Annotated in this window: 24 protein-coding genes; 6 read left to right on the forward strand and 18 right to left on the reverse strand. The window is 59.1% G+C overall.

The annotated features are described in order from the left end of the window. Positions 1-650 (forward strand): hypothetical protein (locus AC2FND_RS13855; RefSeq protein ID WP_496770342.1); only part of this gene is annotated, 650 nt, incomplete at its 5' end. 16 nt (positions 651-666) lie between these two features. On the opposite strand, the gene AC2FND_RS13860 is transcribed toward AC2FND_RS13855, so the two are convergent. From AC2FND_RS13860 to AC2FND_RS13875, 4 genes are read right to left on the reverse strand one after another with little or no spacing between them, the layout of a single operon-like run. Beyond that, complete coding sequence (locus AC2FND_RS13860; RefSeq protein ID WP_496770343.1) at positions 667-2118, reverse strand: aldehyde dehydrogenase family protein; 1452 nt, start codon at positions 2116-2118, stop codon at positions 667-669. A gap of 31 nt (positions 2119-2149) precedes the next feature. After that, the gene (locus AC2FND_RS13865) at positions 2150-3748 is read right to left on the reverse strand and encodes an ABC transporter ATP-binding protein (protein WP_496770344.1); all 1599 of its coding nucleotides are present in this window, start codon (positions 3746-3748) and stop codon (positions 2150-2152) included. Next, positions 3745-4560, reverse strand: a complete 816-nt coding sequence (locus AC2FND_RS13870; RefSeq protein WP_496753417.1) for an ABC transporter permease — start codon at positions 4558-4560, stop codon at positions 3745-3747. The genes AC2FND_RS13865 and AC2FND_RS13870 overlap by 4 nt, the downstream gene beginning before the upstream one ends. Then, positions 4557-5504 carry an ABC transporter permease gene (locus AC2FND_RS13875; protein ID WP_496770346.1) on the reverse strand — a complete coding sequence of 316 codons (948 nt, stop codon included), beginning with the start codon at positions 5502-5504 and terminating at the stop codon, positions 4557-4559. Before AC2FND_RS13875 ends, AC2FND_RS13870 begins: the two co-directional genes overlap by 4 nt. Before the next feature lie 250 nt (positions 5505-5754). Between AC2FND_RS13875 and AC2FND_RS13880 the strand changes: the two genes are divergently transcribed. After that, a complete protein-coding gene (locus tag AC2FND_RS13880; RefSeq protein ID WP_496770348.1) occupies positions 5755-6759 on the forward strand; it encodes a GlxA family transcriptional regulator in 1005 nt (334 codons plus the stop codon). Positions 6760-6767: 8 nt separating this feature from the next. Here the strand turns inward: AC2FND_RS13880 and AC2FND_RS13885 are convergent, their stop codons facing one another. The 6 genes from AC2FND_RS13885 to AC2FND_RS13910 form a co-directional block, all read right to left on the reverse strand. After that, the gene (locus AC2FND_RS13885) at positions 6768-7328 is read right to left on the reverse strand and encodes a sarcosine oxidase subunit gamma (RefSeq protein ID WP_496770350.1); all 561 of its coding nucleotides are present in this window, start codon (positions 7326-7328) and stop codon (positions 6768-6770) included. Beyond that, positions 7321-10266, reverse strand: a complete 2946-nt coding sequence (locus tag AC2FND_RS13890; protein WP_496770352.1) for a sarcosine oxidase subunit alpha family protein — start codon at positions 10264-10266, stop codon at positions 7321-7323. Before AC2FND_RS13890 ends, AC2FND_RS13885 begins: the two co-directional genes overlap by 8 nt. Then, complete coding sequence (locus tag AC2FND_RS13895; RefSeq protein WP_480506551.1) at positions 10263-10550, reverse strand: sarcosine oxidase subunit delta; 288 nt, start codon at positions 10548-10550, stop codon at positions 10263-10265. The genes AC2FND_RS13890 and AC2FND_RS13895 overlap by 4 nt, the downstream gene beginning before the upstream one ends. A 13-nt stretch (positions 10551-10563) precedes the next feature. Continuing rightward, positions 10564-11814 (reverse strand): sarcosine oxidase subunit beta family protein, encoded by a 1251-nt coding sequence (locus tag AC2FND_RS13900; RefSeq protein WP_496770354.1) that lies wholly within the window; start codon positions 11812-11814, stop codon positions 10564-10566. A gap of 246 nt (positions 11815-12060) precedes the next feature. Continuing rightward, a complete protein-coding gene (locus AC2FND_RS13905) occupies positions 12061-13020 on the reverse strand; it encodes a ligand-gated ion channel (RefSeq protein ID WP_348635094.1) in 960 nt (319 codons plus the stop codon). Between the two features lie 167 nt (positions 13021-13187). Next, positions 13188-14675, reverse strand: a complete 1488-nt coding sequence (locus tag AC2FND_RS13910; protein ID WP_496770357.1) for an ABC transporter substrate-binding protein — start codon at positions 14673-14675, stop codon at positions 13188-13190. A gap of 167 nt (positions 14676-14842) precedes the next feature. On the opposite strand from AC2FND_RS13910, the gene panB reads away from it, so the two are divergent. From panB to glpK, 3 genes are all read left to right on the forward strand, one after another. Beyond that, the gene (gene panB, locus AC2FND_RS13915; RefSeq protein ID WP_209598474.1) at positions 14843-15682 is read left to right on the forward strand and encodes a 3-methyl-2-oxobutanoate hydroxymethyltransferase; all 840 of its coding nucleotides are present in this window, start codon (positions 14843-14845) and stop codon (positions 15680-15682) included. Further along, the gene (gene panC / locus AC2FND_RS13920) at positions 15679-16530 is read left to right on the forward strand and encodes a pantoate--beta-alanine ligase (protein WP_209598475.1); all 852 of its coding nucleotides are present in this window, start codon (positions 15679-15681) and stop codon (positions 16528-16530) included. The genes panB and panC overlap by 4 nt, the downstream gene beginning before the upstream one ends. Before the next feature lie 68 nt (positions 16531-16598). Beyond that, positions 16599-18077: a glycerol kinase GlpK gene (glpK, locus tag AC2FND_RS13925; protein WP_496770359.1), complete on the forward strand. Its 1479-nt coding sequence runs from the start codon at positions 16599-16601 to the stop codon at positions 18075-18077. Here glpK and smpB read toward each other — a convergent pair. The 6 genes from smpB to arfB all read right to left on the reverse strand — a co-directional run bounded on the left by smpB (position 18074) and on the right by arfB (position 22204). Then, entirely contained in the window at positions 18074-18550 is a 477-nt protein-coding gene (gene smpB, locus AC2FND_RS13930) for an SsrA-binding protein SmpB (RefSeq protein ID WP_209505165.1), read from the reverse strand. The two genes, glpK and smpB, sit on opposite strands and share 4 nt — an antisense overlap. Before the next feature lie 58 nt (positions 18551-18608). Next, the gene (gene idi, locus AC2FND_RS13935; RefSeq protein WP_209505166.1) at positions 18609-19151 is read right to left on the reverse strand and encodes an isopentenyl-diphosphate Delta-isomerase; all 543 of its coding nucleotides are present in this window, start codon (positions 19149-19151) and stop codon (positions 18609-18611) included. A 200-nt stretch (positions 19152-19351) separates the two neighbouring features. Continuing rightward, the gene (locus AC2FND_RS13940) at positions 19352-19765 is read right to left on the reverse strand and encodes a c-type cytochrome (protein ID WP_496770361.1); all 414 of its coding nucleotides are present in this window, start codon (positions 19763-19765) and stop codon (positions 19352-19354) included. Between the two features lie 113 nt (positions 19766-19878). Then, positions 19879-20895: a P1 family peptidase gene (locus AC2FND_RS13945; protein WP_496770363.1), complete on the reverse strand. Its 1017-nt coding sequence runs from the start codon at positions 20893-20895 to the stop codon at positions 19879-19881. Positions 20896-20977: 82 nt separating this feature from the next. Then, a complete protein-coding gene (locus AC2FND_RS13950) occupies positions 20978-21724 on the reverse strand; it encodes an SDR family oxidoreductase (protein ID WP_496770365.1) in 747 nt (248 codons plus the stop codon). A 60-nt stretch (positions 21725-21784) separates the two neighbouring features. Next, complete coding sequence (gene arfB / locus AC2FND_RS13955) at positions 21785-22204, reverse strand: alternative ribosome rescue aminoacyl-tRNA hydrolase ArfB (protein ID WP_496770367.1); 420 nt, start codon at positions 22202-22204, stop codon at positions 21785-21787. 320 nt (positions 22205-22524) lie between these two features. Between arfB and AC2FND_RS13960 the strand changes: the two genes are divergently transcribed. Next, positions 22525-22725, forward strand: coding sequence for a Cif family virulence factor (locus AC2FND_RS13960; protein WP_496770369.1), 201 nt, complete (start codon positions 22525-22527; stop codon positions 22723-22725). Positions 22726-22765: 40 nt separating this feature from the next. Here the strand turns inward: AC2FND_RS13960 and AC2FND_RS13965 are convergent, their stop codons facing one another. Both AC2FND_RS13965 and AC2FND_RS13970 read right to left on the reverse strand, forming a co-directional pair. Next, positions 22766-23215, reverse strand: a complete 450-nt coding sequence (locus AC2FND_RS13965) for a CBS domain-containing protein (RefSeq protein WP_480772982.1) — start codon at positions 23213-23215, stop codon at positions 22766-22768. Between the two features lie 56 nt (positions 23216-23271). Next, on the reverse strand, positions 23272-23575 hold a 304-nt coding region (locus AC2FND_RS13970), incomplete at its 5' end, for a magnesium transporter (RefSeq protein WP_496770371.1).

Raw genomic sequence — 23575 nt, forward strand, 5'->3', positions numbered from 1 at the left:
AATTGGATCCGCTCTCGCAAGATTTGCTTGCTGTATTGTCGTCCGCTCTGATTTCCGACCCGTCGATTTCGAGTGTTCCACCGGTGCCGGCGCAACAAACAACCGGTGTCCCGGGGTTGCTTCTTGTTCATGGCACTCACTTCGAAGTCAATCCTGACCCCACATGGTACTATCCCCATGTCGGAGATCTGCACAACTACATCAAGCCGCATCGTAACGACATCTATTCAGGGCAGAACTACTATGAATGGGAGGGCAGATGGTCTGATCGCGGTCGCCATATTGCTGCCAAACACTTGAAAAACTGGATAGATCTCGAGGTTTATCACGGCTGTGATGTGGTTGCCCACAGCCACGGCTGCAATGTCGTCATGAAAGCGGCCGAGATGGGGGCACATTTCAACAAAGTTGTTTTCTTAAGCTGCCCGGTACACTGGCATAAGTACAACCTGAATTCTGGCCGGATCAATGTGCCGTATTCTGTTCGGGTCTGGTTTGACTTCGTGATCCTGGCAGACGGCGGGAAACAAAAGTTCCCCGCCAGTGCCAACGTTGCCGACGAGGTGGTCGGAGGTTGGTTCAGTGGGCATTCTGCCACGCGAACATCGCAGATTTGGGGCAATCACGCGTTGGAAACAAAGCTGATCTGACTTGCCTGGGTAAGTGCTATCCGTGAAACGCGGCAACTGTCTTCAACTGTGAAAAGCCGTACAAAGCTTCGAACCCTTTTTCGCGGCCGTGGCCGGATTTTCCTACCCCACCAAACGGCAGTTCAACACCGCCGCCTGCACCGTAGTTATTGATGAAAACCTGACCTGAGTGCAGAGTTTTCGCCAACCGCATCTGCCGCGCACCGTCGCGTGTCCAGACACTGGCGACCAGGCCATAGTCGGTGCTATTGGCTATAGTTAGAGCCTGTTCTTCGGTGTCAAACGGGATCAGAACCTGAACGGGACCGAAGATTTCATCGCGGGCGAGCGGGTGATCCGGTGGCACGTCCGCGAACAAGGTGGGCCGGACATAAGCCCCGGTTTCCGGCGCATCCTTTGCGATCGTCCCTTCCGCCGCAATGATCAGATCGGCGCCTTTGTCCAGAAAGCTGTTTACGATCTGCTTTTGCCGGTCCGAGATCAGCGGTCCGACGCGAAGATCCTGCATCGCGGGTCCAACGCTGAGCTGTTCATAGGCCTCGGCCATGCGGGATTTGACCTGATCATAGACACTGCGATGTACCAGAATGCGGGACGAGGCCGAGCAGGTCTGCCCCGCGTTCTGAATGCCCGCATTCACCAGAAACGGCAGGGCGGCATCCAGATCGGCATCGTCAAACACCAACTGCGGGGATTTTCCGCCCAGTTCCAGCGTCACCGGCACAACGTTTCGCCCTGCAGCCTGCTGAACCAATGCACCCGTGGCCACCGAACCAGTGAACGAAATATGGTTGACCCCCGGATGCCCGGACAGCGCCGCACCCGCCTCGGCCCCCAGACCGGGCACAACATTCAGTGCACCTGCCGGCAGCCCGGCCTGTTGCGCAAGATGGGCAAAGGCCAGCGCGGTCAGACAGGCCTCTTCCGCCGGTTTCAAAACACAGGCGTTGCCCATGGCCACCGCGGCCCCGACCGAGCGCCCGATAATCTGCATCGGATAGTTCCACGGCACGATGTGGCCTGTCACCCCATGCGGTTCGCGCAGAGTATAGACGGTGTAACCATCGAGATAGGGAATGGTCTCACCCATCACCTTGTCCGCTGCACCCCCGTAGAACTCACAATAGCGCGCCAGCGCGATGGCGTCGGCGCGGGCCTGCGTCAGGGGCTTGCCCACATCCATCGCCTCAAGCCGCGCCAGATCGTCCACGCGCTCCAGCACCAGCTGGCCCAGCCGGGTCAGGATGCGCCCACGCTCCAAGGCCGTTTTTCGCCCCCAGTCGCCCTTTAACGCAGTTCTGGCGGCGGTGACCGCCGCGTCAATATCCGCGCCCGAGCCGCGCGGGATCCGGCAAATCTCGGTTCCGTCTGACGGGTTGGTCAAAGGCAATGAGTCGCCCGATGCCGCAGGCGTCCAGTTTCCACCGATCAGGCACAAGGTGGGATCAAACCAGAGGGGTTGGGTCATTTTGGCCTCCATTCAGGCTCTAATAAGTAGTTTACGCCGATAGCTGCCCGATTTCAGGCAGTTGGGGCGCGGCGGCGATCAGGGTTTGCGTGTAGGAATGCTGCGGGTCCGAGAATACCTGTTCAGTCCTGCCTTGTTCGACAATTCCCCCAGACTGCATCACCAGAACATGATCGGTGATGGTGCGAACCACACTCAGGTCGTGGCTGATGAACAGGTAAGTCAGATCATAAGCCTCGCAGAGTTCGGCAAGCAGATCGAGGATTTGGGCGCGCACCGATACGTCGAGGGCTGAGACCGCCTCATCAAACAGGATCAGTTCCGGCCGAATGATCAGGGCGCGGGCAATGGCGATCCGCTGGCGTTGCCCGCCCGAAAACTCGTGAATGTATTTGCCCGCATCATCAGGGCCGAGGCCCACTGCCGTCAGCATCTCTGCGATCCGGTCCTGGCGTTCGGAACCCTTTGGTGGCGTTTCCAACAGGTGAAAAGGTTCAGTGATCAGGCGCGCGACACGGTGGCGGGGATTGAAGCTGCCATAGGGATCCTGAAACACGACCTGCATCTTGCGACGCACCGCAAGGTTGGGCCTGTGGCCGGTGAAAACCGGCTGACCATCCAGCATAATCTGACCGGATTGGATATCTTCCAACCCTAGAATAGCCCGTGTTAGGGTCGATTTTCCACAACCTGACTCGCCCACCAGCCCCAAACGCTCCCCTCGGTTGAGGGTAAAGCTGACACCATCCACCGCGCGGTGGTGGCCCGGCGCGTCCAGCAGACCTTTGCGGGGAAGGCGGTAATCCCGGACGACCTGCGAAACCTCCAGAAGCGGGCGTTGCTGTGTAGGTTCAGGCAGAGTGACCTGATGACCCGAAGCTTCGAACAACATGCGGGTATAAGGGTGCTGCATATCTCGAAACAGGTTTCGCGTCGCGCCACTTTCGACGACCTCGCCGTGACGCATGACGACAATCTGATCGGCCATGTCCGAGACCACAGCCAGATCATGGGTGATCATCAGCAGGCCCATATCATATTCGCGAACCAGCCCTTTCAGCAGATCAAGGATCTGCGCCTGCGTGGTGACATCCAGCGCCGTGGTCGGCTCATCCGCGATCAAAAGCCTGGGACGCAATGCGATGGCCATTGCGATGACGACACGCTGACGCTGCCCGCCCGACAGCTCATGCGGATAGCGCGACAGAGGAAACCTGTCGGGCGGCAGTCCAACCCGCGTCAGCACCTCGGCAGCGCGGGTCCGGGCCTGAGCAGGAGGCATCGCCTTGTGGATCAGGATGGTCTCCATCACCTGATCGCCGATGGTTTTCACCGGGTTGAGCGCCGTCATCGGTTCCTGAAATACCATCCCGATGGACGCGCCACGCAAGGCGCACATCTCGGCCTCGGATTGGGTCAGCAGGTTTGCGGCGTCCAGTCGGATTGCGCCTTCTGCCGTTGCCCCGTTTGGCAGAAGCTGCATCACAGCCAGCGCCGTCATGGACTTGCCCGACCCACTTTCACCTGTCACCGCCACGATTTGGCCCGGGTCGATGGACAGATTCACCCGTTTCAGGATCGGCACCCCGTGGATCGACAGGGACAGGTTTTCGACTTGCAGCAACGTCATGCCCGCGCCACCCTGATCCTTGGGTCTAGCCAGTCGCGCAGACCGTCGCCAAGCAGGTTCAAACCCAGCACGGTGACAATGATGGCCAGGCCCGGAATCAGAGCCAAATGCGGGGCAAAACTGACCATTGTCTGCGCGTCTGCCAGCATCCGGCCCCAACTGGGCGTCGGCGGCTGTGCGCCCAGACCGACATAGGACAGGCCCGCCTCGGCCAGAATACCCAGTGAAAACTGGATGGTGCCCTGAACGATCAGCAGGTTGGCGACATTGGGCAGGATGTGTTCGGCTGATATCCGTGCGGCACCTTTGCCCGACACACGGGCGGCAAGGATGAACTCGCGCTCCCACAGCGACAATGCGGCCCCGCGGGTGATGCGGGCAAAGACGGGGATGTTGAAAATACCGATCGCAATGATCGCGTTGATGGCCCCGGCACCAAACACTGCCGTGATCAGGATGGCGATGACCAGCGAGGGAAAGGCAAAGACCAGATCGTTGCCACGCATGATCACCTCATCCAGCCACGACCCTTTGCGCGCAGCGGCTGTCAGGCCAAGGGGTACGCCCAGCGCCATGCCGATCCCCACGGCCACCAGCGCCACCGCAATCGAAGTGCGCGCTCCGACCATGATCATCGAGAACATGTCCCGACCGAAGTGATCCGTCCCGAACCAGTGCCGTGCATCGGGCGTCTGAAGCTTGTTGGGGATATCCAGCGCGGCATAATCGTAGGGTGTCCAGACAAACGAGATAAGCGCCGCCAGCACCACCAGCGACGACAGCGCGGCGCCAAGGATCAGGTTGCGGCTCATGACCTGCTCCTTAGCCTTGGGTCAACGGCTGCGTAGGCCAGATCCACCAGAAAATTCACGGTAATGACGGCAAAGACCAGCAGCATCACCACCGATTCAACCACTATCAGATCGCGGGCCGAAATGGCCTGAAACACCAACCGCCCGAGGCCGGGCAGGTAAAACACCTGTTCGATGATGATCGACCCGGCCAGCAGGAAGGAAAACTGCAAGCCGATGATCGTCAGCACCGGGATCAGCGCGTTCCGCACCCCATGCCGCCACAGGGCCTGACGACGTGACAATCCCTTGGCCCGCGCGGTGCGCATAAAATCCTCACCCAGAATGTCCAGCAGCGCGGATCGCATGACGCGGGCCAGGATCGCGGCCTGAGGAAGGGCCAGCGCAACGGCGGGCAAAGTCAGCGAGCGCAGCCCTGCCCAAAGACCCTCACCCCAGCCAACAAACCCACCGGCATTGAACCAGCGCAGGTTAATGGCGAAGATCAGCACCAGCATCATCGCGAACCAGAAATTCGGCACCGCGATACCAAGCTGTGTCGCCCCCATCACCGCCAGATCCCCGGGCTTGCCCCGGCGCGCAGCGGCATAGATCCCGGCGGGGAAGGCAATCAGCGTGGACAGCGTGAGCGCATACAAAGCCAAGGGCAGCGATACCCACAGCCGGTCTGCAATCATCTGCGACACCGGTGTGCGATAGGTGTAAGAGGTTCCAAAATCCCCGGCAACCATCCCCCCGACCCAGTTGAAATACCGCTGTATCCTTGACCCATCCAAACCCAGTTCAGCCCGCAGCGCGGCCAGCGTATCTTCCTGCGCGTTGACACCCAACATGAACGATGCCGGGTCCCCCGGCGCGACTTCGATCACGGCGAAGATAACCACCGAGGCGACGGCAAGGCTGACAAGCAATGAGATCAGTCGTTTAAGGGTATAGCGAAGCATTGAGGCCACGTTAGGGTCTCAGCCGTCACGGGTCCAGCATCTACGGCATCGGCAGACCTGCAAAACCTTCTTCCATTTCAGCCTGTCGATCCGAATGTGGGCCCTGACCCCGATTTACACCAAGTTTGTTGCGCGTTTTTCGATTTCGCGCGTTCCGTGTTTTGCTACACTTGTTCGAACCGGTTCCGCAGGCCAGAGCGGCCAAGAACCAATCCGGGCCGAACCAGGATTTACTGATAGTGTAGCGCTCATGCTGACAGAAAATAGAATTGAGATCGGGTTTCTGCTGTTCGATGGCTTTCCGATGGCTTGCCTGACCTCGGTCATCGAACCGCTGCGCGCCGCAAATGAGATCGCCGGGCAAGAGGCATTTCGCTGGTCTCTTGTGGCGGAAAACGGGGGAAAGGTTCGCTCCAGCGCTCAAGTGCGTTTCGAGGCTGAACGCAACCTCGCTGACTGCCAGCCGATTGATATTCTGTTCCTGCTCAGCAGTCCGACCTCGGGCTTCAGAAACCCGGCCCAGGGGAATGGTGCGTTGCGGGCTTTGTCACGGCACGGGACAATTCTGGGCGGTATCAGCGGCGGCGTTTTCCCGCTCGTGCGGTCGGGGGTCATGACCGGCCACCCGGTATCGGTGCACTGGTGTTACGAAGCCGCGTTTCTGGCCGAGTTTCCACAGATCGATGCACGGCGCGAAGTGATCGTGTCGGATGCCACGCGGTATACTGCGGCCGGGGCGGCGGCCGCGTTTGATCTGGCCCTGCATCTGATTCAGGACCGGTTGGGCGGCGAAGTCGCGCATGAGGTGGCCTGCTGGTTCCAGCATCCGATGATGCGAGGGGAAGGTGTTCAGCAACAGGTGCCCAGTGCAAGCAAACCTGCCACGGGTGAAAAGCTACCGCCGCTTGTGGCACGATGTGTCGACCTGTTCGCAAGCCGTATCGGCAATCCGATCTCGATCGCGGAAATAGCGGATCAAACGGGCGTCACCCCCCGCCAGGTCGAGCGTGCCTTCAAACAGGCCACGGGGCAAAGCCCCAGCCATTATTTCCGGTCCATGCGGATGAAGGCGGCCCGTCAGATGGTTGTCTATACCAAAGACCCTATTGCCGACATTGCCGCGGCCATCGGATACAGCTCGGTCACGCCGTTGGTGACACACTACCGGTCCGCCTTTGGTTTAAGCCCCAGTGAAGACCGGCGACGGATCAACCGGTTTCGGGTCGAGGACAACGCCCCGCTGCCCTCAAGCTGATCTTGCCTTCAAAGCGCCGATTTCATTGCGGCCACAATCGCATGATGCAGTGACCCGGCAGACGATCTTGGCCCGTAGACGCTGAATGAACCAGAAGTACGGCACAGGACGAAACACCCCAGGTGATGGATAGACGTGCGGGATGCGGCACCGGCCGCCATTTTTCGGCAATCCAGACTGCTTAGCAACTCCAGCACTGCCAACACGCCCTCTCCGTCCAGATCAAACCTGACCCATGCGTCTGTCTGTTCGGAAACCGATGCGTTGTCCCCAGTGTTTTCTTTCACCAGATGCGCCAGATCTTCATGTGTCTCAAAGGGCGCTTCGATCATCCATTGCTCGGGCCCGGTCCAGAAGGCGACGATTGGCCCGCCGGTAAATTGCCCGACGGCAGGCGTTTCCGCTCCGATCACTTGGGATACGGCATTCCGGGTTTTGTCTTCCCGACCCAGCCGAGCGGCGACCGAGGCCAGCGCCACACCCGGAGTTTCGGTACAGGTCACGCTTCCGACCCTGTCGATCTTGGGTTCGGTTCCACCCAGCGCGGTTATTGCTACAAGATCATGCACGGAGCCGTTCTCCCTCGGGGTCGACGAAATGGGCCGAGACGATTTCAACCTCGACCGTCAGATCGGTCACTGGTGACACAAGGCGCATCTTTTCGCCCTGACGTGTGCCGCCGTTTTTCAAAAAGCCAAGGCCGATATGGCTGTCCAGCGACGGCGAAAATGCCGCCGATGTGACATAGCCCTGATCATGGGCAGCATCCACGGGACCCGTGGCATCCATCAGATGCCCTCCGGCGGTTACCTTGTCGCCAGCGTTCACAGGCTTGATGCCAACCATCATCAAAGCGTCTGGTTCGTTCAGCCCTTCACGCTCGGACAGGATTGAGCCGATGCTGTCTTTATTCTTGGATACCATCCGACCCATTCCAAGGTTCAGGGCGGTGGTGGTTCCGTTCAACTCGTTGCCTGCGGCGTGACCCTTTTCGATCCGCATGACGCCCAGCGCTTCGGTGCCGTATGGTACGACATCGAACTCTTCGCCTTCCTGCATCAAACGCCGCATCAGCGCGTCGCCGTATCGCGATGGAACCGCGATTTCAAAGGCCAATTCGCCCGAGAAGGAAATCCGGAACAACCGCGCCCGCAACCCGCCGCATACGGTGATGTTGCCGCAAGCCATGAACGGGAAGCCTTCGTTCGAGATGTCGAACTCGGGATCCACGATCTTTTGCAGCAGTTTGCGCGAATTGGGTCCGGCTACCGCGTATTGTGCCCAGGCTTCGGTGGTCGAGATCAGCTGCACATCCATGTCCGGGAACAGGCATTGCCGGACAAATTCCATATGCTGGTAGACCTTGACCGCATTGGCTGTTGTGGTGGTGACCACGAAATGATCCTCGGCCAGACGCGCGGCGGTGCCGTCATCCATCGCAATTCCGTCTTCGCGCAACATCAGCCCATAGCGGGTTTTGCCGACGGCCAGCTTGGCAAATCCGTTGCAATAGACCCTGTTCAGGAAATCCGCCGCATCCGCACCCTGAACATCAATCTTTCCAAGCGTGGTGCAGTCGCACACCCCGACCGAGGCGCGTGTCTGGCGCACTTCACGGTCCACGGATTCGCGCCAATGGGTTTCACCGTGCAGCGGGAACCACTGCGCGCGCAGCCAATTGCCGACCTCGACAAACACCGCGCCGCGTTCCTTGGCCCAGTAATGTGACGGGGTAAGGCGAGTGGGATGAAACTCCTTGCCTTTCATCCGGCCAGCAAAGGTTGCAATCGGAACGGGCGTATAGGGCGGGCGGAAGATCGTGGTGCCGGTTTCCGGAATGGACTTACCCGCAAGCTCGGCCATGATCGCAAGCCCGCCCATGTTCGATGTCTTGCCCTGATCTGTAGCCATGCCCAACGTGGTATAGCGTTTCAAATGCTCGACCGAGCGGAACCCTTCCTGATGGCTGAGCTTCACGTCCTTGACGGTCACGTCATTCTGCTGATCCAGCCACGCGCGGCTGCAACCCTGAACATACCAGAACGGTGTCTGCGAGATAGGGGTATCCTCGGCCTTAGGCAGATCGGGCAGCGGGCCTTTCAGGCCCAGCGCCTGCGCCGCACCTTCTGCCCCGGATTGCAGGGCGCCATGGGTGGACATCACACCATTCGCCGCCCCTGCGACGGACAGCCCAGGCGGCAAGTCCGCGCCGGGCACAAAGGCCGCCAGATCGTCGTTCCAGGCGGGACGCCCCCGTTGGTGGCAGGTCAGATGCACGTTGGGGTTCCAGCCACCCGAAACGCCAAGCGCCCCGCAGTCCAGCGTGCGCGACGACCCGTCTGCCAGCTCAACCTCGACAAAGGTCAGCCCCAGTCGGCCTTTGGTGTCCCTGACCTGCGCGCCCCGCAGAACCTCATAGTCATGGCTGGTCGGAGCGTCGTCACGAACGTCGACGACGGCAGCAATCCTGATACCTTTTGCGTGCAGATCCGCAGCTGTGCGGTGGCCGTCATCGTTGTTCGTAAAGATGGCGACACGTTGCGCCGCCGTGGTTGCAAACCGATTGGCATAGGTGCGCAGAGCACTTGCCAGCATGATGCCAGGCCTGTCGTTGTTTTCAAACGCGATGGGCCGCTCGGTCGCGCCAGCGCATAACAGGGCGCGTTTGGCGTAGATGCGCCAGAGTATCTGGCGCGGTTTACCGGAAGGCAGAGAAGCAAGATGATCGCCCGTCCGCTCAACTGCACCATAGATGCCGTGATCAAAGGCACCGATCACGGTCGTGCGCGGCATCAGGCGGACGTTGGGCATTGCTGACAGTTCAGCGACACTCTGCTTAACCCATTCGGTCGCATCGCCGTCGTTCAGCGAAAAGGTTTCACTGTTGAGCCGCCCACCAAGTGCGAAATCCTCATCCGCAAGAATGATCTCGGAACCGGCCCGGCCCGCAGTCAGTGCCGCCATCAATCCGGCTGGACCCGCGCCGATTATCAGCAGATCGCAATGCCGGAACCCTTTGTCATACTCATCGGGGTCTTCCTGCATCGACAACGACCCAAGTCCCGCAGCGCGGCGGATCATCGGCTCATACAGCTTTTCCCAGAACGCAGCAGGCCACATGAAGGTTTTGTAGTAGAACCCCGCCGTCAGAAAGGTCGAGAATCTGTCGTTGATCGCCAGAGCATCGAATTTCAGGCTGGGCCAGCGGTTTTGGGAATGGGCTTCAAGCCCTTCGAACATCTCAACGGTCGTGGCACGGGTGTTGGGTTCCTGACGATTGCCGGTGCGCAGCTCGACAAGGGCGTTGGGTTCTTCCGAACCGGCAGTCAGCACGCCACGCGGGCGATGGTATTTGAACGACCGGCCCATCAGGCGCACGCCATTGGCCAGAAGGGCCGAGGCCAGCGTATCGCCCGGATGCGCAGAGTAACTGCGATTGTCGAAATTGAAGTTCAGGGTTTTGGTGCGGTCGATCTGACCGCCGCTCAGCCTGTTGTCTTGAGTCATTTGGAGCGCCCCTGTGCCCGGGCCACGTCACGGGCCAGTTCCACTTTGGAAATCTCATGTGTCGCGGTATTGCGGGTCACGACCAGCCAGGATCGGTCGCCCCCCTCGTGGAACCACAACTCGCGGTGTTCGCCAGCTGGATTGTCGCGCAGATAGGCGTAGTCAAAAAACGCTTCGGCCGCGTTTTCGGCCTGCCAGTCGGGCCTGTTGATCAACGAAGCGTCTCCCAGATAGACGAACTCGGAACTGTCACGCGGGCCCAGCAAGGGATGATGGATGATCATGGTGCTGCTCCCCTCAGTGCAGGTTGGGCTGGTTGCCCATACCTTTTTCGTCGATCATGCGACCTGTGCGGAACCGGTCGAACCGGTAGGCGGTTGCGGTCGGGTGCGGTTCATCCTTTGCCAGCAGATGCGCAAAGCAATACCCCGACGCCGGAGTTGCCTTGAACCCGCCGTAACACCAGCCGCCATTGAAATAGAGGCCATCTATGCCAGTCCGGTCGATGATGGGCGATCCATCCATGGACATATCCATGATCCCGCCCCACATCCGCAGCAGGCGCGCGCGACCAATCATCGGCATCAGGGCCATGCCGCCCTCGCAGACATCTTCGACCACGGGCAGGTTGCCGCGTTGTGCGTACGAATTGTACCCGTCGATATCGCCGCCAAAGACCAGCCCGCCCTTGTCGGACTGGCTGACATAGAAATGTCCCGCCCCAAAAGTGATGACCCCGGGCAGAACCGGCTTCAGACCTTCTGAAACGAAGGCTTGCAGGACATGGCTTTCGATTGGCAACCGCATACCCGCCATGCCCATGACACGCCCTGAATTTCCGGCCACGGCACAGCCAACCTTGCCTGCGCCAATGAACCCTTTCGAGGTTTCAACGCCCAGACATCTTCCGTTTTCGATCCGGAAACCGGTCACTTCGCAGTTTTGGATGATATCGACACCGTGGCTGTCCGCCGACCGGGCATATCCCCAGGCCACCGCGTCGTGCCGAACCGTGCCGCCGCGCCGCTGGGCCAGCCCGCCCTTGATCGGGAACCGGGCATCGTTGAAGTTCAGGAACGGGTATTCCTTGCGCACCTGTTCGGCATCCAGCAGCTCGGCATCCGCGCCGTTCAGGATCATGGCGTTGCCCCGTCGCGTAAAGGCGTCGCGCTGGGCGTCCGTGTGGATCAGGTTGATGATCCCGCGCTGGCTGACCATCGCGTTGTAGTTTACGTCCTGCTCAAGACCTTCCCACAGTTTCAGCGAGAACTCGTAGAAAGGTTCGTTGCCGTCCAGCAAATAATTCGAGCGGATGATGGTTGTATTGCGCCCGACGTTGCCGCCACCGATCCAGCCTTTTTCAATCACCGCCACATTGCGGAGGCCAAATACCTTGGACAGGTAATGCGCCGTTGAAAGGCCATGACCGCCACCGCCGATGATGACGATGTCGTAATGTGGCTTGGGTTCTGGCTCGCGCCAGGCCGGTGTCCACCCTTTGTGCCCGGTAAGAGCCTCTTTGATGACCTTGAAACCAGAGTATCGCATGAATCGGACCTTTTTTTTCAGAATCCGCTAAAAAACGGGTTTTGGATACTCTTGAATCCGACATCTGTTGTGTTGAATCAGACACCACGGCAATCAGCAGGGCGTGCTAAATCTTGCGATTTCCCTATCGCTGGCAACGCGCGGTGTGCGCCACCTTGGTCCTGCAACGCCGACAAGGGTCAGAAAAGCCGGTAGCCCATGGCTATCCACACGATTTCAGAAATACATAGAATGTGGGGTTCAGCCCTAAGACGTCATCAGAAAGGCAAAAACGGCATAGCCGATGATGGCGGCATATCCCAACGGGTAAATCCATTTGATCGCGTAATTGTCGAGCTTTCTGGCCGTCTCTTCCCGACCGGACGTTTTCAATTTGCGCAGCATCACGCTGAAGACGATAATCGTTCCTGTCATCAGGAACATGCATTGCAGAATGAAATCCAGAAACGTCAGATAGCCAAGCTTGGGCAAGTCAGCGGAAATGGCCCAGTTGAAGGCCACAAAGACCAACAGGTTGCCGCCTGCGATCTCGATCCGTTTCCGGTATTCATCCAGAAAGAACAGCGCCCATCCCACCGTGATCAGCACTAGCATCGGCAGGAATATGCGGATGGTGTAATATGTCAGGTGCCGGGTGCCTTCGAAGACAAGTTCCACCCGGTCGCTTTCGTTGCCCGACAAACCGGTCGTCGTTGACGTCAGAGCCCTGGCATTGCCAAGTATCCACTCCTCTTCGCCCAGCATGTCACCCAGGCCGGAGTATTCATCAAGCGAGTGATAGTGAACGAATTGCGAAGGAAACACCGATACGACCTCAAAGTGAAACTCCTGCGTATCGAACGGGTATTTGCGAAAGTTGAAATGCGGAGCCTGCAAGGTCAGCGAGGATTTTTCGACAAAGGTCACATGACCGTCATGACGCACGGCAACTGCGGATTCATGAATCCATCGATTGGACTGTTGGTTATGGATAACAAAAGCCGGGGTTACGACATCCAGCTCAGCGGCGTATTTCACGAAAGCGGGCGGTTCAAAAACCCGGAAATCACGACCAAGGCTTGCCGCATCAAACGCCAGTTCCGGGTCTGTCCATTCGAACCGCAGTACAACCACGGCACCGTAGTTTTCGGATTGCTGATCGACGCCGGTAATCTGGTCGATCTTGATACCAACCCCGACTTTCAGCGGGTTGTCCGGGGTTCCCACCAGCGTATCCTGCTGCCCTTGGAACAAGCCCTGCGCAAAAACAGCGCCTGGAAGGACAGACGCGAAAAGCAAAAAAACGAAACCTGCAAACAAGCTTTTCATGATCGTTAGAAACGCATTTCGCAATGGTGAAACTGGGCCCGTTAAGCAGGCCCAGCAAACTGATGTCATTCAGACCAGGAAATGGCGGTCAGGTCGATTGCCGCAGTCGGTGCGTTTTCCCACAGGCCCTGAACACCGGCCTTGGCGACGCCCAGTTTGGCCAGCTGGAACAGGTACCCGTTGACATAATCGTTCGAGATGAGGCGCTGCGCCTCACCCAGAAGACGGGTCCGTTCCTCGGGATCGGTGGTGGTGTTCAGCGTCTCCATCAGCGTCTGAAAGTCGATGCTGTCATACTGGAAGTAATAGTCGGGCCGCGCATAGATTCCGATATCCATCGGTTCGGTATGGCTGACGATGGTCAGACCAAATTCCTTGCCCTTGAACACCGATTCCAGCCACTGGGCCCATTCGACGTTGATGATCTCGGCCGTGATGCCGACCTCGGCCAGCTGTGCGGCGATGATTTCACCGCCCCGGCGCGCATAAGATGGCGGTGGCAAGTGCAGAGTTGTGTCGAACCCGTTTTCAAATCCCGCCTCTGCCAGCAAAGCCCTGGCCTTTTCGGGATCATACGCGGACTGGCCCGTCAGATCGACATAAGCGGGGTTGTGTGGCGCAAAATGCGTGCCGATAGGGGTGCCGTACCCGAACATGGCGCCGTCGATGATGGCCTGCCGGTCAATCGCATGGGCCAACGCCTGCCGGACCCGAATATCATCGAATGGCGGTTGTTTGTTGTTGGTGGACAGGATCGTTTCCCCCTCGGTCGATCCAACCAGAACCTGAAACCGCGGGTCAGCCTCGAACTGGGGCAGGTTTTCCGGTGCCGGGAAGTTGTCGAACACGTCCACGTCTTCGGCCATCATGGCCGCGAAAGCGGCGGTCGGGTCTGAAATGAATTTGAACGTCGCAGTCTCTAAAGCGGGTTGATCGCCCCAATAATTGGGGTTGCGATTCAGTGTTATGCTGTCGCCCTGAACCCAGTCGCCAAAGGTAAATGCACCTGTGCCAACCGGGTTTGTCTTTATGTTCTCGATGCTTTCAGGCGCGACGATCACCGCGTCACCCCAGGCAAGATTGAACAGGAAGTTGCCGTTCGGATCGGCCAGGGTGATCCTGACCGTCAGCGTATCCACGGCCTCGACGCTTTCGATTCCTGCAAACAGGGCCTTCTGCGCGTTGGCGCTGTCTTCGGCCGTGGCCCGGTCAAGGCTGAACTTGACATCCTCGGCATCCATGGTCGTGCCGTCATGGAAGGTCACGCCGTCGCGCAGTTTGAAGGTATAAGTTTTGCCGTCCTCGGAAATCTCCCAGCTTTCGGCAAGACCGGGCACGACCGAGCCGTCGCCCATGAAACGGGTCAGGCCTTCGAAGATGTTGGTGTAGACAACCGAATCGATGGCCTGAGCTGCTGCGCTGGTCGGATCCAGATGAGGGGGTTCCAGCTGCATGGCGATGGTGATGTCGGATTTGGCCAAAACCTGCGTCGCCAACAGGCTGGCGCCGATCGCCACGGTCGACGCGAATGTCCGAAGCACGTGTTTTGTCATGTGAACTCTCCCAACTAAAATCTGCGCCCATGTTTTCCGGGCCGTTTTATCGGCAGTGTTCCTTTAAACCTGAGGTCAATCAAGGGAATGTTCGCGCAACCGGGGTTTCTTTGGCCCCGGCCGATCTGCTATGCCGCACTGCAACATAAGCCCTGCAGGAGCCAACCATGAGCGCCACCGCCCGCAAAAAGGCCCCGAACGCCGAAGATATTCGCGCCCGAAAAGGCGGCGTGCCTCTGGTCTCGCTGACCGCATACACAACGCCTATGGCGCGCCTGATGGACACGTATTGTGACTTTGTTCTTGTGGGGGACAGCGTCGGAATGGTTTTGCACGGGCTGGAATCCACCCTTGGTGTCACGATGGAGATGATGATCCTGCACGGTCAGGCCGTCGCACGCGGGTTGAGCACGGCGATGATGGTCATCGACATGCCGTTTGGCAGCTATGAGGAAAACCCGGCACAGGCGTTTCGCAACGCGGCGCGGCTGATGGCCGAAACCGGTGCAGGGGCAGTCAAGCTGGAAGGCGGTGTCGAGATGGCCGAAACCATCCGCTTTCTGGTCAAGCGCGGCATTCCGGTGATGGCGCATATCGGTCTGACCCCGCAATCGATCAACACGCTGGGCGGTTACAAGGTGCAGGGCCGTGACGAACAGGCCGAGACTGTGATGGCAGATGCCTGCGCCGTGGCCGAGGCTGGCGCGTTTTCCGTTGTGCTTGAGAAAGTGCCGCAAGGTCTGGCCGACAGGATCACCGAACAGGTTGCCATCCCCACCATCGGAATCGGAGCGTCAGCTGGTTGCGACGGGCAGATTCTGGTCGTCGATGACATGGTCGGCTTTTTCACCGCCTTCAAACCCAAATTCGTCAAACGCTATGCCGAGCTCGGCCCATTGGCCGAAGCCGCCATCGCAGATTATGCGGCCGAAGTGCGTGCGCGGACATTTCCGGCGGACGAACATGTCTTTGCTGATCAGGCTCCGGCGAAAGGACCAAAGACGTGACCGCGCCGATCCTGCGCTCGCTGGCGGAACTGCGAACCAAGACGACAGAATGGCACCGTGCAGGTGACGTAATCGGCGTTGTTCCAACCATGGGCGCACTGCACGAAGGGCATTTGTCGCTGGCGCAGGCCGCCAACGATAGCTGTGACCGGGTGATCGTGACGATCTTTGTGAACCCCAAGCAGTTCAACAACCCCGAAGACCTGGCGAACTATCCCCGCACGGAACATGAAGACGCCCAAAAGCTGGCCCCTTATGGCGTGGATGCGATCTATGTGCCGGACCCTCAGGAAATCTATCCCGACGGCTTTTCCACCACGGTATCCGTGACCGGTTTGACCGACATGATGGAAGGCCCGTTTCGCCCCGGCCATTTCGAAGGCGTGGCAACTGTAGTGGCCAAGCTGTTCCTGCAAACGCAGGCGGATCGAGCCTATTTCGGGGAAAAAGACTACCAGCAGTTGCTGGTGGTGCGCCGCATGGCCCGCGATCTGGACATTCCCATCAAGGTTGTCGGCTGCCCAACCGTGCGCGAGCCTTCAGGGCTGGCGATGTCGTCGCGCAATCTGCTGTTGTCGCCCGAGGGCGTAAAGGTCGCGTCCCGCATGAACGAGATCATGCGGCGAGTGGCGGAAAAACTTGCCGCGGGCAAGGATTTCGAGGGGCTGGCGCAAGACGCAAAATCCGCATTGTTGGACACCGGTTTTACCGAAGTGGAATATATCGATCTGCGCTGCGCCGAGACGCTGGAAAGCCTGCCCAATGCCAGCAAACCCGCGCGCTTGTTCGTCACGGCATGGGCCGATGGCGTCCGCCTGATCGACAATATTCCCGTCGATCCGGTCTGATTTCTGCTCTGGCCCCGGCGCTGTTGTTTGCGCTAAAGTCGCGCAAAATGATACCGGGGAGAGCGGACATGACCTTTATTCTGGCAATTGATCAGGGCACTACGTCCTCGCGCGCGATCCTGTTCGACGGGCAGATGAACCGTGTTGGCACCGCTCAGCAGGAGTTTCCCCAGCATTTCCCGCAAGAAGGTTGGGTTGAACACGACCCCGAGGATATCTGGTCCAGCGTTCTGCATGTGTGTCGCGAGGTGATGGAAAGCGCCGGTGTTTCGGCTGACCAGATCACCGGCATCGGCATCACCAACCAGCGTGAAACCACCGTGGTCTGGGACAAGAACACCGGCAAGGCCATCCATAACGCAATTGTCTGGCAGGACCGCCGCACCGCCGAAATCTGCGCCCGCTACAAGCAAGCAGGCTGTGAAGATGACGTCGCCGCCCAGACCGGCCTGCTGCTGGACCCTTATTTCTCGGGCACCAAGGTCAAATGGCTGCTGGACACCGTTTCAGGCGCACGCGCGCGGGCTGAGGCCGGAGAGTTGCTGTTCGGCACCATCGACAGTTTCCTGATCTGGCGGCTGACCGAAGGTCGTGTCCATGCCACTGACGCCACCAACGCCGCCCGCACCCTGCTGTTCGACATTCACAAAGGCGCCTGGAGCGCTGAGATTTGCGAGTTGCTGGATGTACCCATTCAAATGTTGCCGAATGTGCAGGATTGCGCCTCGGATTTCGGCGCAACCACCTTGCTTGGTGGGAACATCCCCATTCTGGGCGTGGCAGGCGATCAGCAGGCGGCCACCATCGGTCAGGCCTGTTTCCAGCCCGGTATGATGAAATCAACCTATGGCACGGGCTGTTTCGCGCTGCTGAACACGGGTGCGCAGCCAGTTGAATCGAAAAACCGCCTGCTGACGACAATCGCTTACCAATTGGATGGTCAGCGCACCTATGCGCTGGAAGGGTCGATCTTTATCGCCGGGGCCGCCGTGCAATGGCTGCGCGACGCGTTGCAGATCATCGATTCGGCCCCGCAAAGCGGTGATCTGGCTGCGCAGGCCGACCCGAACCAGCATGTGATTCTGGTGCCGGCGTTCACAGGCCTTGGGGCGCCTTACTGGAAGCCAGATTGCCGCGGTGCGATGTTCGGGCTGACACGCAATTCCGGCCGGGCCGAGATTGCCCGCGCCACGCTGGAAAGCATCGCCTTTCAGACCCGCGACCTGTGGCACGCCATGCAGGGCGACTGGGGGGCCGAGGCGGATGTCATCCTGCGCGTCGACGGCGGGATGAGTGCATCTGACTGGACAATGCAGGGTCTTTCAGATTGTCTGGGTGCCCCGGTGGATCGCCCGGTTATGCAGGAAACGACCGCCCTTGGCGCCGCATGGCTGGCAGGTATGAAAGCCGGGATTTACCCGGATCAGGTCGGTTTTGCCGAAACATGGGCGCTGGACCGGCGGTTCGAGCCAACGCAAGAGCAAACCGAACGCGACGCGGCCTATGATCGCTGGCAACGGGCGGTTCAGGCGGCGATGGCGTTCTAGCTGTGATCTTTCAACAAGCGCTGCTTTTGCCGTGACCAGTCGCGCTTGGCCTGAGTTTCGCGCTTGTCGTGGGTTTTCTTACCCTTGGCGATGCCGATTTTGATCTTGGCCAATCCTCTGTGGTTGAAATACAAAACCAGCGGCACCAGCGTCATGCCCTTGCGCTGCGTCGCGTTCCACAGGTTCGACATCTGCTTGCGGGACACCAGCAGTTTGCGGCGGCGGCGCTCTTCGTGCTTGAACATCTTGGCCTGCTCATACGGCGCGATATAGCTGTTGACCAGCCACAGCTCTCCGTCATCGACCGTGGCATAGCTTTCGGCGATGTTCGAGCCGCCCGCGCGCAGGGATTTGACCTCGGACCCTTGTAGAATGATGCCACATTCAATGTCCTCTTCGATCGCGTAATCGAAGCGGGCGCGCCGGTTTTCGGCGATTACCTTGTAATTCGGGTCTGTCTTCTGCTTGGCCATGACGCGTTGATTTAGGCGGCTTGAGCCGCCCTTGCAAGGCAGGGATTTTCGGAGAGCGTCAGGATTTGGCTGAAATGATCAGGTCCGGGCCGAAAATCGTGTCCGCATGGTTGTGCAGGTAGATCTTGAGCCACGGTGTAAACCGGTCCGGGTGGCGGGCCACTTCGGCCAGCAGGTCATGGTAGTCGATCCAGCGGATATCCATGACTTCGTCCGGATCAGGCGCGATTTTCAGCGGTCCGCGCACATGGGCCAGAAAAACGTCGACCACTTCGTTTTCCACCATGCCGTTCCCAACATCGGCGTGGTATTCCAAACGGTGACGGTATTCAGGGTAAAGACCTGTGATCCCCAGTTCTTCGTTCAAACGGCGCACGGCGCAGGTTGAGGAGCTTTCGTCCCAGTCGGGGTGCGTGCAGCAAGTGTTCGCCCACAGGCCGGGCGTGTGGTATTTGCCCAGAGCCCGACGCTGCAACAAAATCTCGGTGCCCCTAACGACAAACACCGACACGGCCTTGTGCTTGAGGCCCTTTTCGTGAGCTTCAAGTTTGTCTACCGGGGTCAATTCACCATTGACCCAAGCCGGGATCATAATGCCCATCTGTCCTCTCCTGTTGCCAATCCGCCTGACGGGCGCTGATGTTGGGTTTAGCTGTTGCCGGGTCGGCTTGGCGTTGCGGCACACTCTGCGGTTTGCCGTCAGATACCAAAGTGGCGCTGTTCTACACTGGTATCAATCGCACCAAAGGCCGCAGGGGCTGCGGCCTTTGGTCCTTGTGCGTGGGTGCACAATTTTAGCGTTTATTCACCTGATACACTGACGATATAGGCAAAGACGTCTTCGCTGCCACTTTTCAACTTGAAGGTCATTTTCGACTTGGCAGCGGTGTCGTCCAGATAAGATTTCAGGAAGCCCTTAGGATCCTGCGTGTATTCCACAAAGGACGCCTCATCCCAGACCAAACCCTTCTCACCGGCTGCGACGATGCTGTCGCCATATTTGAAGTCTTCGTAGGTTCCGGCAGTGCGGCCAGCGACACCATAGAGGTTGGGACCGGTTTTGCCCCCTTTGACGATGACTTCTCCGGCCGGGTCAGCGATCATGTGGCAGGATTTGCATTTGTTGAAAGCTTTCTCACCGGCTTCGGCATCGCCTTCGGCATGGGCGGGCAGCGCCAGCAGGCCAGCGATTGCGATAGTGAGGATACGATTCATAGCTTGTGCTCCGATACAAATTGGCTGCACCGAATGGACCCCCGGCGCAACAAAGTGTCAACGCGCAGATTGCCGCGCGCGCCTACTGTGCCACTGCGACAAATGGCATGTCCTTAACTTAAGTCATGTACAGCGGTCCAGCAGGGCAACAGGTCTCCTTTTGCCGGGGTCGCCAGATAAACCGCCCGCGCGATGGCGCGGGACAGGCACAGCGAAGCCGCGTGCCCGATCAGAGCGAGATCGGCTTCGGATGCGATGGGGCGGGCGCCGGTACTGATGCCAAAAACCAGATCACCGTCGCCGGGTGTGTGTGCGGGAAGGATCGCCCGGGCAATTCCGTCGTGGGCGGCAACGGCCAATCTTTGGCATTGGGGTTTGGTCAATGCGGCATCCGTGGCAACGATGGCGATGGTCGTGTTTGTCTGTTCGGGTTGCGCCGGACTCATGGCCATCGCCTTGCGGCTGGGGCGGATCCGGCTTTGATCCGGCGACATATCGGGGCCCAGCCCGCCAAATTCATCGCCAGCTTCGAAGGGTGCTGCCCAGAAATGCCGGTCACCCGGTGTTGTGACACTGCCCAGCGGGTTCGCCGCAACGAGGGCCCCGACCGTGACCCCACCAGGCAGAATGGACGAAGCAGAGCCAAGCCCGCCCTTCTGCATTGCGGCCAACGCCCCGGTGCCCGCCCCGACGGACCCCAAATCAAAATCTTTTGAAGCGGCCAGATAAGCAGCCCGCCCCAGCGCACGATAGGGGTTTTCCGCCCAATCCTTTGCACCGCCATTGAGCAGATCAAACAGGATCGCGCCGGGAATGATCGGAACCTTCGCGGACCCGACGGGAAACCCGCGCCCTTCGGCCCGCATCGCATCTGAAACACCCGAGCAGGCGTCCAGTCCAAAGGCCGATCCGCCGGACAGAACCAGCGCGTCCACCCCTGTGACGGTTTTATCAGGCGCAAGCAGATCGGTTTCGCGCGTACCCGGTGCCCCGCCCATCACATGAACCGACGCAACAAACGGTTGATCTGCCGTGAGAACCGTGGTCCCGGACTTCAGCGCATCGTCCTGGGCGTTTCCAACTTTCAGGCCAGGGACATCGGTAATCAGGTTTCTTGGTCCAGGGATCATCTTGAACTCGGGATTGGTGCCGGGAAGCGCGCGGGCGCGCGCTGCCTCCGGCGGGGATATTTTTGGCCAGATGAAGAGCGGATCAGATACATCGGCCGCCATCGACCTCGAGCGCGGTGCCGGTGATCATGCTGGCCTCGTCCGAGCACAGGAAACAGGCGGCGTTGGCCATGTCTTCGGGTGTTGAAAACCGTCCCAGTGGGATGGTCGCCAGAAATTTGGCGCGAATCTCGGGCGTGTCCTCGCCCATGAAAGATTTCAACAGCGGTGTTTCGCCCGCCACTGGGCAGATCGCGTTCACGCGAATGCCGGTTGGGGCCAATTCGACCGCCATGGTTTTGGTTGCCGTGATCATCCACCCTTTGGACGCGTTGTACCAGTTCAGATTCGGGCGCGGTGACAGGCCCGCTGTCGAGGCCACGTTCAGAATTGCGCCCGCGCCGCGCGCCTTCATATGGGGAACAAATGCCCGGGCGGTCAGATAGACGGACTTCATGTTCACGTTGAAGACCCGGTCGAAATCGTCCTCGGTGACGTTTTCCAGAGGGGTTGGCAAATGGGTAACACCTGCGTTGTTCACCAGAATATCGAGCGCCCCAAGGGCGGTGAGTGCCGTGTCCGCCATCCTTTGAACCGAAGCCCCGTCGCCGACGTCGACCTGATGCGCCAATGCCCCGGCCCCAAGTTGCGCCGCCATCTCAGCGGCTGCGTCACCGTTGATATCCGCAATCATGACGCGTGCGCCTTCGGCCTGGAATTTCTGCACGATCCCCGCACCGAACCCCGATGCGCCACCGGTGACGATTGCGGTTTTTCCCTCCAGCCTCATGACGTTGCCCTTTTGCAGCCTTTGCGGGCCAGACTATCAACGCCCCGGCAAGATGCCAGATCAATCTTCAGACACCTTGCCCCGCAGCGCCTTGACGTCGCCACGCGCCTTTTTCGCGGCAAGTCGACGCTTGACCGAACCATAGGTCGGTTTCGTTGCGATCCGCCGTTTGGGTTTAACCAGCGCGAGGGAGATCAGTGCTGCCAGCCTTGCACGCGCGATTTCACGGTTGCGGGCCTGCGAGCGTGTTTCCTCACATTGAATGATGATTGCGCCGTCTTTGGTCCAGCGTCGCCCGGCCAGTCGCTTTAACCGGGCCTTGACCGGATCGGGCAGGGACGGCGAGCGCGCGGCTTCGAAGCGCAGCTCGACTGCGGTCGACACCTTGTTGACATTCTGCCCTCCGGGACCGGACGACCGTACAAAGCTTTCGGTCATTTCCCAATCTTGCAGCGCAATATCTTCGGTGATGTGCAGCATGGCAATGTCAGCTTGGAGACTTGGGCGAATGAAAAGGAAGGGTCGCGATCCCGATCCGAGCCGTCGGATACCCGCGACAAGCGGGTGGGCGTAAGCCATTGCGGCACAGCATTTCAGCAAGTCTCCTCATCCTCGGTGCCTAACGCAGTGCATATGTGCGATCAAGCCTGCTTTGGCAGGTCGCGCAATTCAGAATCCTGGCGGTGGCCGGGACGTTTGTTCGCGTCAGCTGCGTTCTTTACCGAAGACGTCATGTTGTTGGCGCCCGGAGAGCCTTGCTGCGCGGGCGCGAAGCGTTCATCGAAGCCTATGAGGAAAGAATGAAGGAAAACATCGGCGGAACGCATACAAATGAGTTGATCGATTTCGGTGTCGATGGCGATACCGCCTATCAGGTCGGATCCTTTGCAATTGCTGACTCTGTTCCGCCTGAAAAAGGGAAGTTTGTGAACGTCCTGAAACGCCAGAAGGATGGCACCTGGAAAGTCAGCATTTCCATCTTCAACAGTGACCTTCCATAGCGGCCCTGAGTTGAGAGCGAGCAGACATGGAACCGAGGTGTCAGGCGATTGACTGGCCTTGAGCACCGCGGGCGATATCACGCAACACCTTCAGCTCCAGCTCGTCTTCCTCATGCACCCGTGCCAGGATTTCTTTGCTGCTCACGACGGCAATTGCTTTTCCATTCTGAGTTACGACAAGATTTCGGATTTTGTGCTTGGCCATCAGATTAAGACCATTGGACAGCTTCGAACCCAGCGCGCAGGTGACAGGTTTTTCCGTCATCCAGTCACCCACTGTCTGCTTGTAGAAAGCCGAGCCGGAATCCGCCAGGCACAGCAACACGTCATGATCCGTGATAATCCCGACCAGCTTCCCATCGCTGAGAACCGCCAACGCATTCACATCCAGCAAAGCAATGGTGACGGCCGCATCGAACACCGTTGTGTCAGTGTCGCAAAATGGCGGCTTTTTCAGGTTCTGCGTTTTGACAATGCTTGAGATCGTCATGTCTTCCTCGTGGTTGAGCGCCCGACCCCTGTGTTGATCAGGGCGCATGAAAAACACTAATTCAGGAGCGGCATCATCGCCGTTGCAAGGCTCAGGACCAGGAAAAACCCTGCCATGTCAGTGATCGTCGTCAGCAAAGGGCCACTGGCGACCGCCGGGTCCTGACCGATGCGCTTTAACAACAACGGCAGAACGCCACCGATCGACACCGCGATGATCGTGTTCAGGCCCAGTGCGCCGCCAATCACCAAACCCAGAAACGGGTTTCCTTTCCACATCCAGGCAACGAGTCCGATCAGCAGGCCAAGGACACAGCCGTTGATGATGCCGACCGAAACCTCTTTTATCCAGACCCGCATA

The organism is Ruegeria sp. BHSB056, assembly GCF_059613305.1.

Coding starts and splice junctions, on each gene's coding strand:
- AC2FND_RS13860 (WP_496770343.1), bottom strand. CDS start 2,118: ATGACCCAACCCCTCTGGTTTGATCCCACCTTGTGCCTGATCGGTGGA.
- AC2FND_RS13865 (WP_496770344.1), bottom strand. CDS start 3,748: ATGACGTTGCTGCAAGTCGAAAACCTGTCCCTGTCGATCCACGGGGTG.
- AC2FND_RS13870 (WP_496753417.1), bottom strand. CDS start 4,560: ATGAGCCGCAACCTGATCCTTGGCGCCGCGCTGTCGTCGCTGGTGGTG.
- AC2FND_RS13875 (WP_496770346.1), bottom strand. CDS start 5,504: ATGCTTCGCTATACCCTTAAACGACTGATCTCATTGCTTGTCAGCCTT.
- AC2FND_RS13880 (WP_496770348.1), top strand. CDS start 5,755: ATGCTGACAGAAAATAGAATTGAGATCGGGTTTCTGCTGTTCGATGGC.
- AC2FND_RS13890 (WP_496770352.1), bottom strand. CDS start 10,266: ATGACTCAAGACAACAGGCTGAGCGGCGGTCAGATCGACCGCACCAAA.
- AC2FND_RS13895 (WP_480506551.1), bottom strand. CDS start 10,550: ATGATCATCCATCATCCCTTGCTGGGCCCGCGTGACAGTTCCGAGTTC.
- AC2FND_RS13900 (WP_496770354.1), bottom strand. CDS start 11,814: ATGCGATACTCTGGTTTCAAGGTCATCAAAGAGGCTCTTACCGGGCAC.
- AC2FND_RS13910 (WP_496770357.1), bottom strand. CDS start 14,675: ATGACAAAACACGTGCTTCGGACATTCGCGTCGACCGTGGCGATCGGC.
- panB (WP_209598474.1), top strand. CDS start 14,843: ATGAGCGCCACCGCCCGCAAAAAGGCCCCGAACGCCGAAGATATTCGC.
- glpK (WP_496770359.1), top strand. CDS start 16,599: ATGACCTTTATTCTGGCAATTGATCAGGGCACTACGTCCTCGCGCGCG.
- smpB (WP_209505165.1), bottom strand. CDS start 18,550: ATGGCCAAGCAGAAGACAGACCCGAATTACAAGGTAATCGCCGAAAAC.
- idi (WP_209505166.1), bottom strand. CDS start 19,151: ATGGGCATTATGATCCCGGCTTGGGTCAATGGTGAATTGACCCCGGTA.
- AC2FND_RS13940 (WP_496770361.1), bottom strand. CDS start 19,765: ATGAATCGTATCCTCACTATCGCAATCGCTGGCCTGCTGGCGCTGCCC.
- AC2FND_RS13945 (WP_496770363.1), bottom strand. CDS start 20,895: ATGATCCCTGGACCAAGAAACCTGATTACCGATGTCCCTGGCCTGAAA.
- AC2FND_RS13950 (WP_496770365.1), bottom strand. CDS start 21,724: ATGAGGCTGGAGGGAAAAACCGCAATCGTCACCGGTGGCGCATCGGGG.
- arfB (WP_496770367.1), bottom strand. CDS start 22,204: ATGCTGCACATCACCGAAGATATTGCGCTGCAAGATTGGGAAATGACC.
- AC2FND_RS13960 (WP_496770369.1), top strand. CDS start 22,525: ATGAAGGAAAACATCGGCGGAACGCATACAAATGAGTTGATCGATTTC.
- AC2FND_RS13965 (WP_480772982.1), bottom strand. CDS start 23,215: ATGACGATCTCAAGCATTGTCAAAACGCAGAACCTGAAAAAGCCGCCA.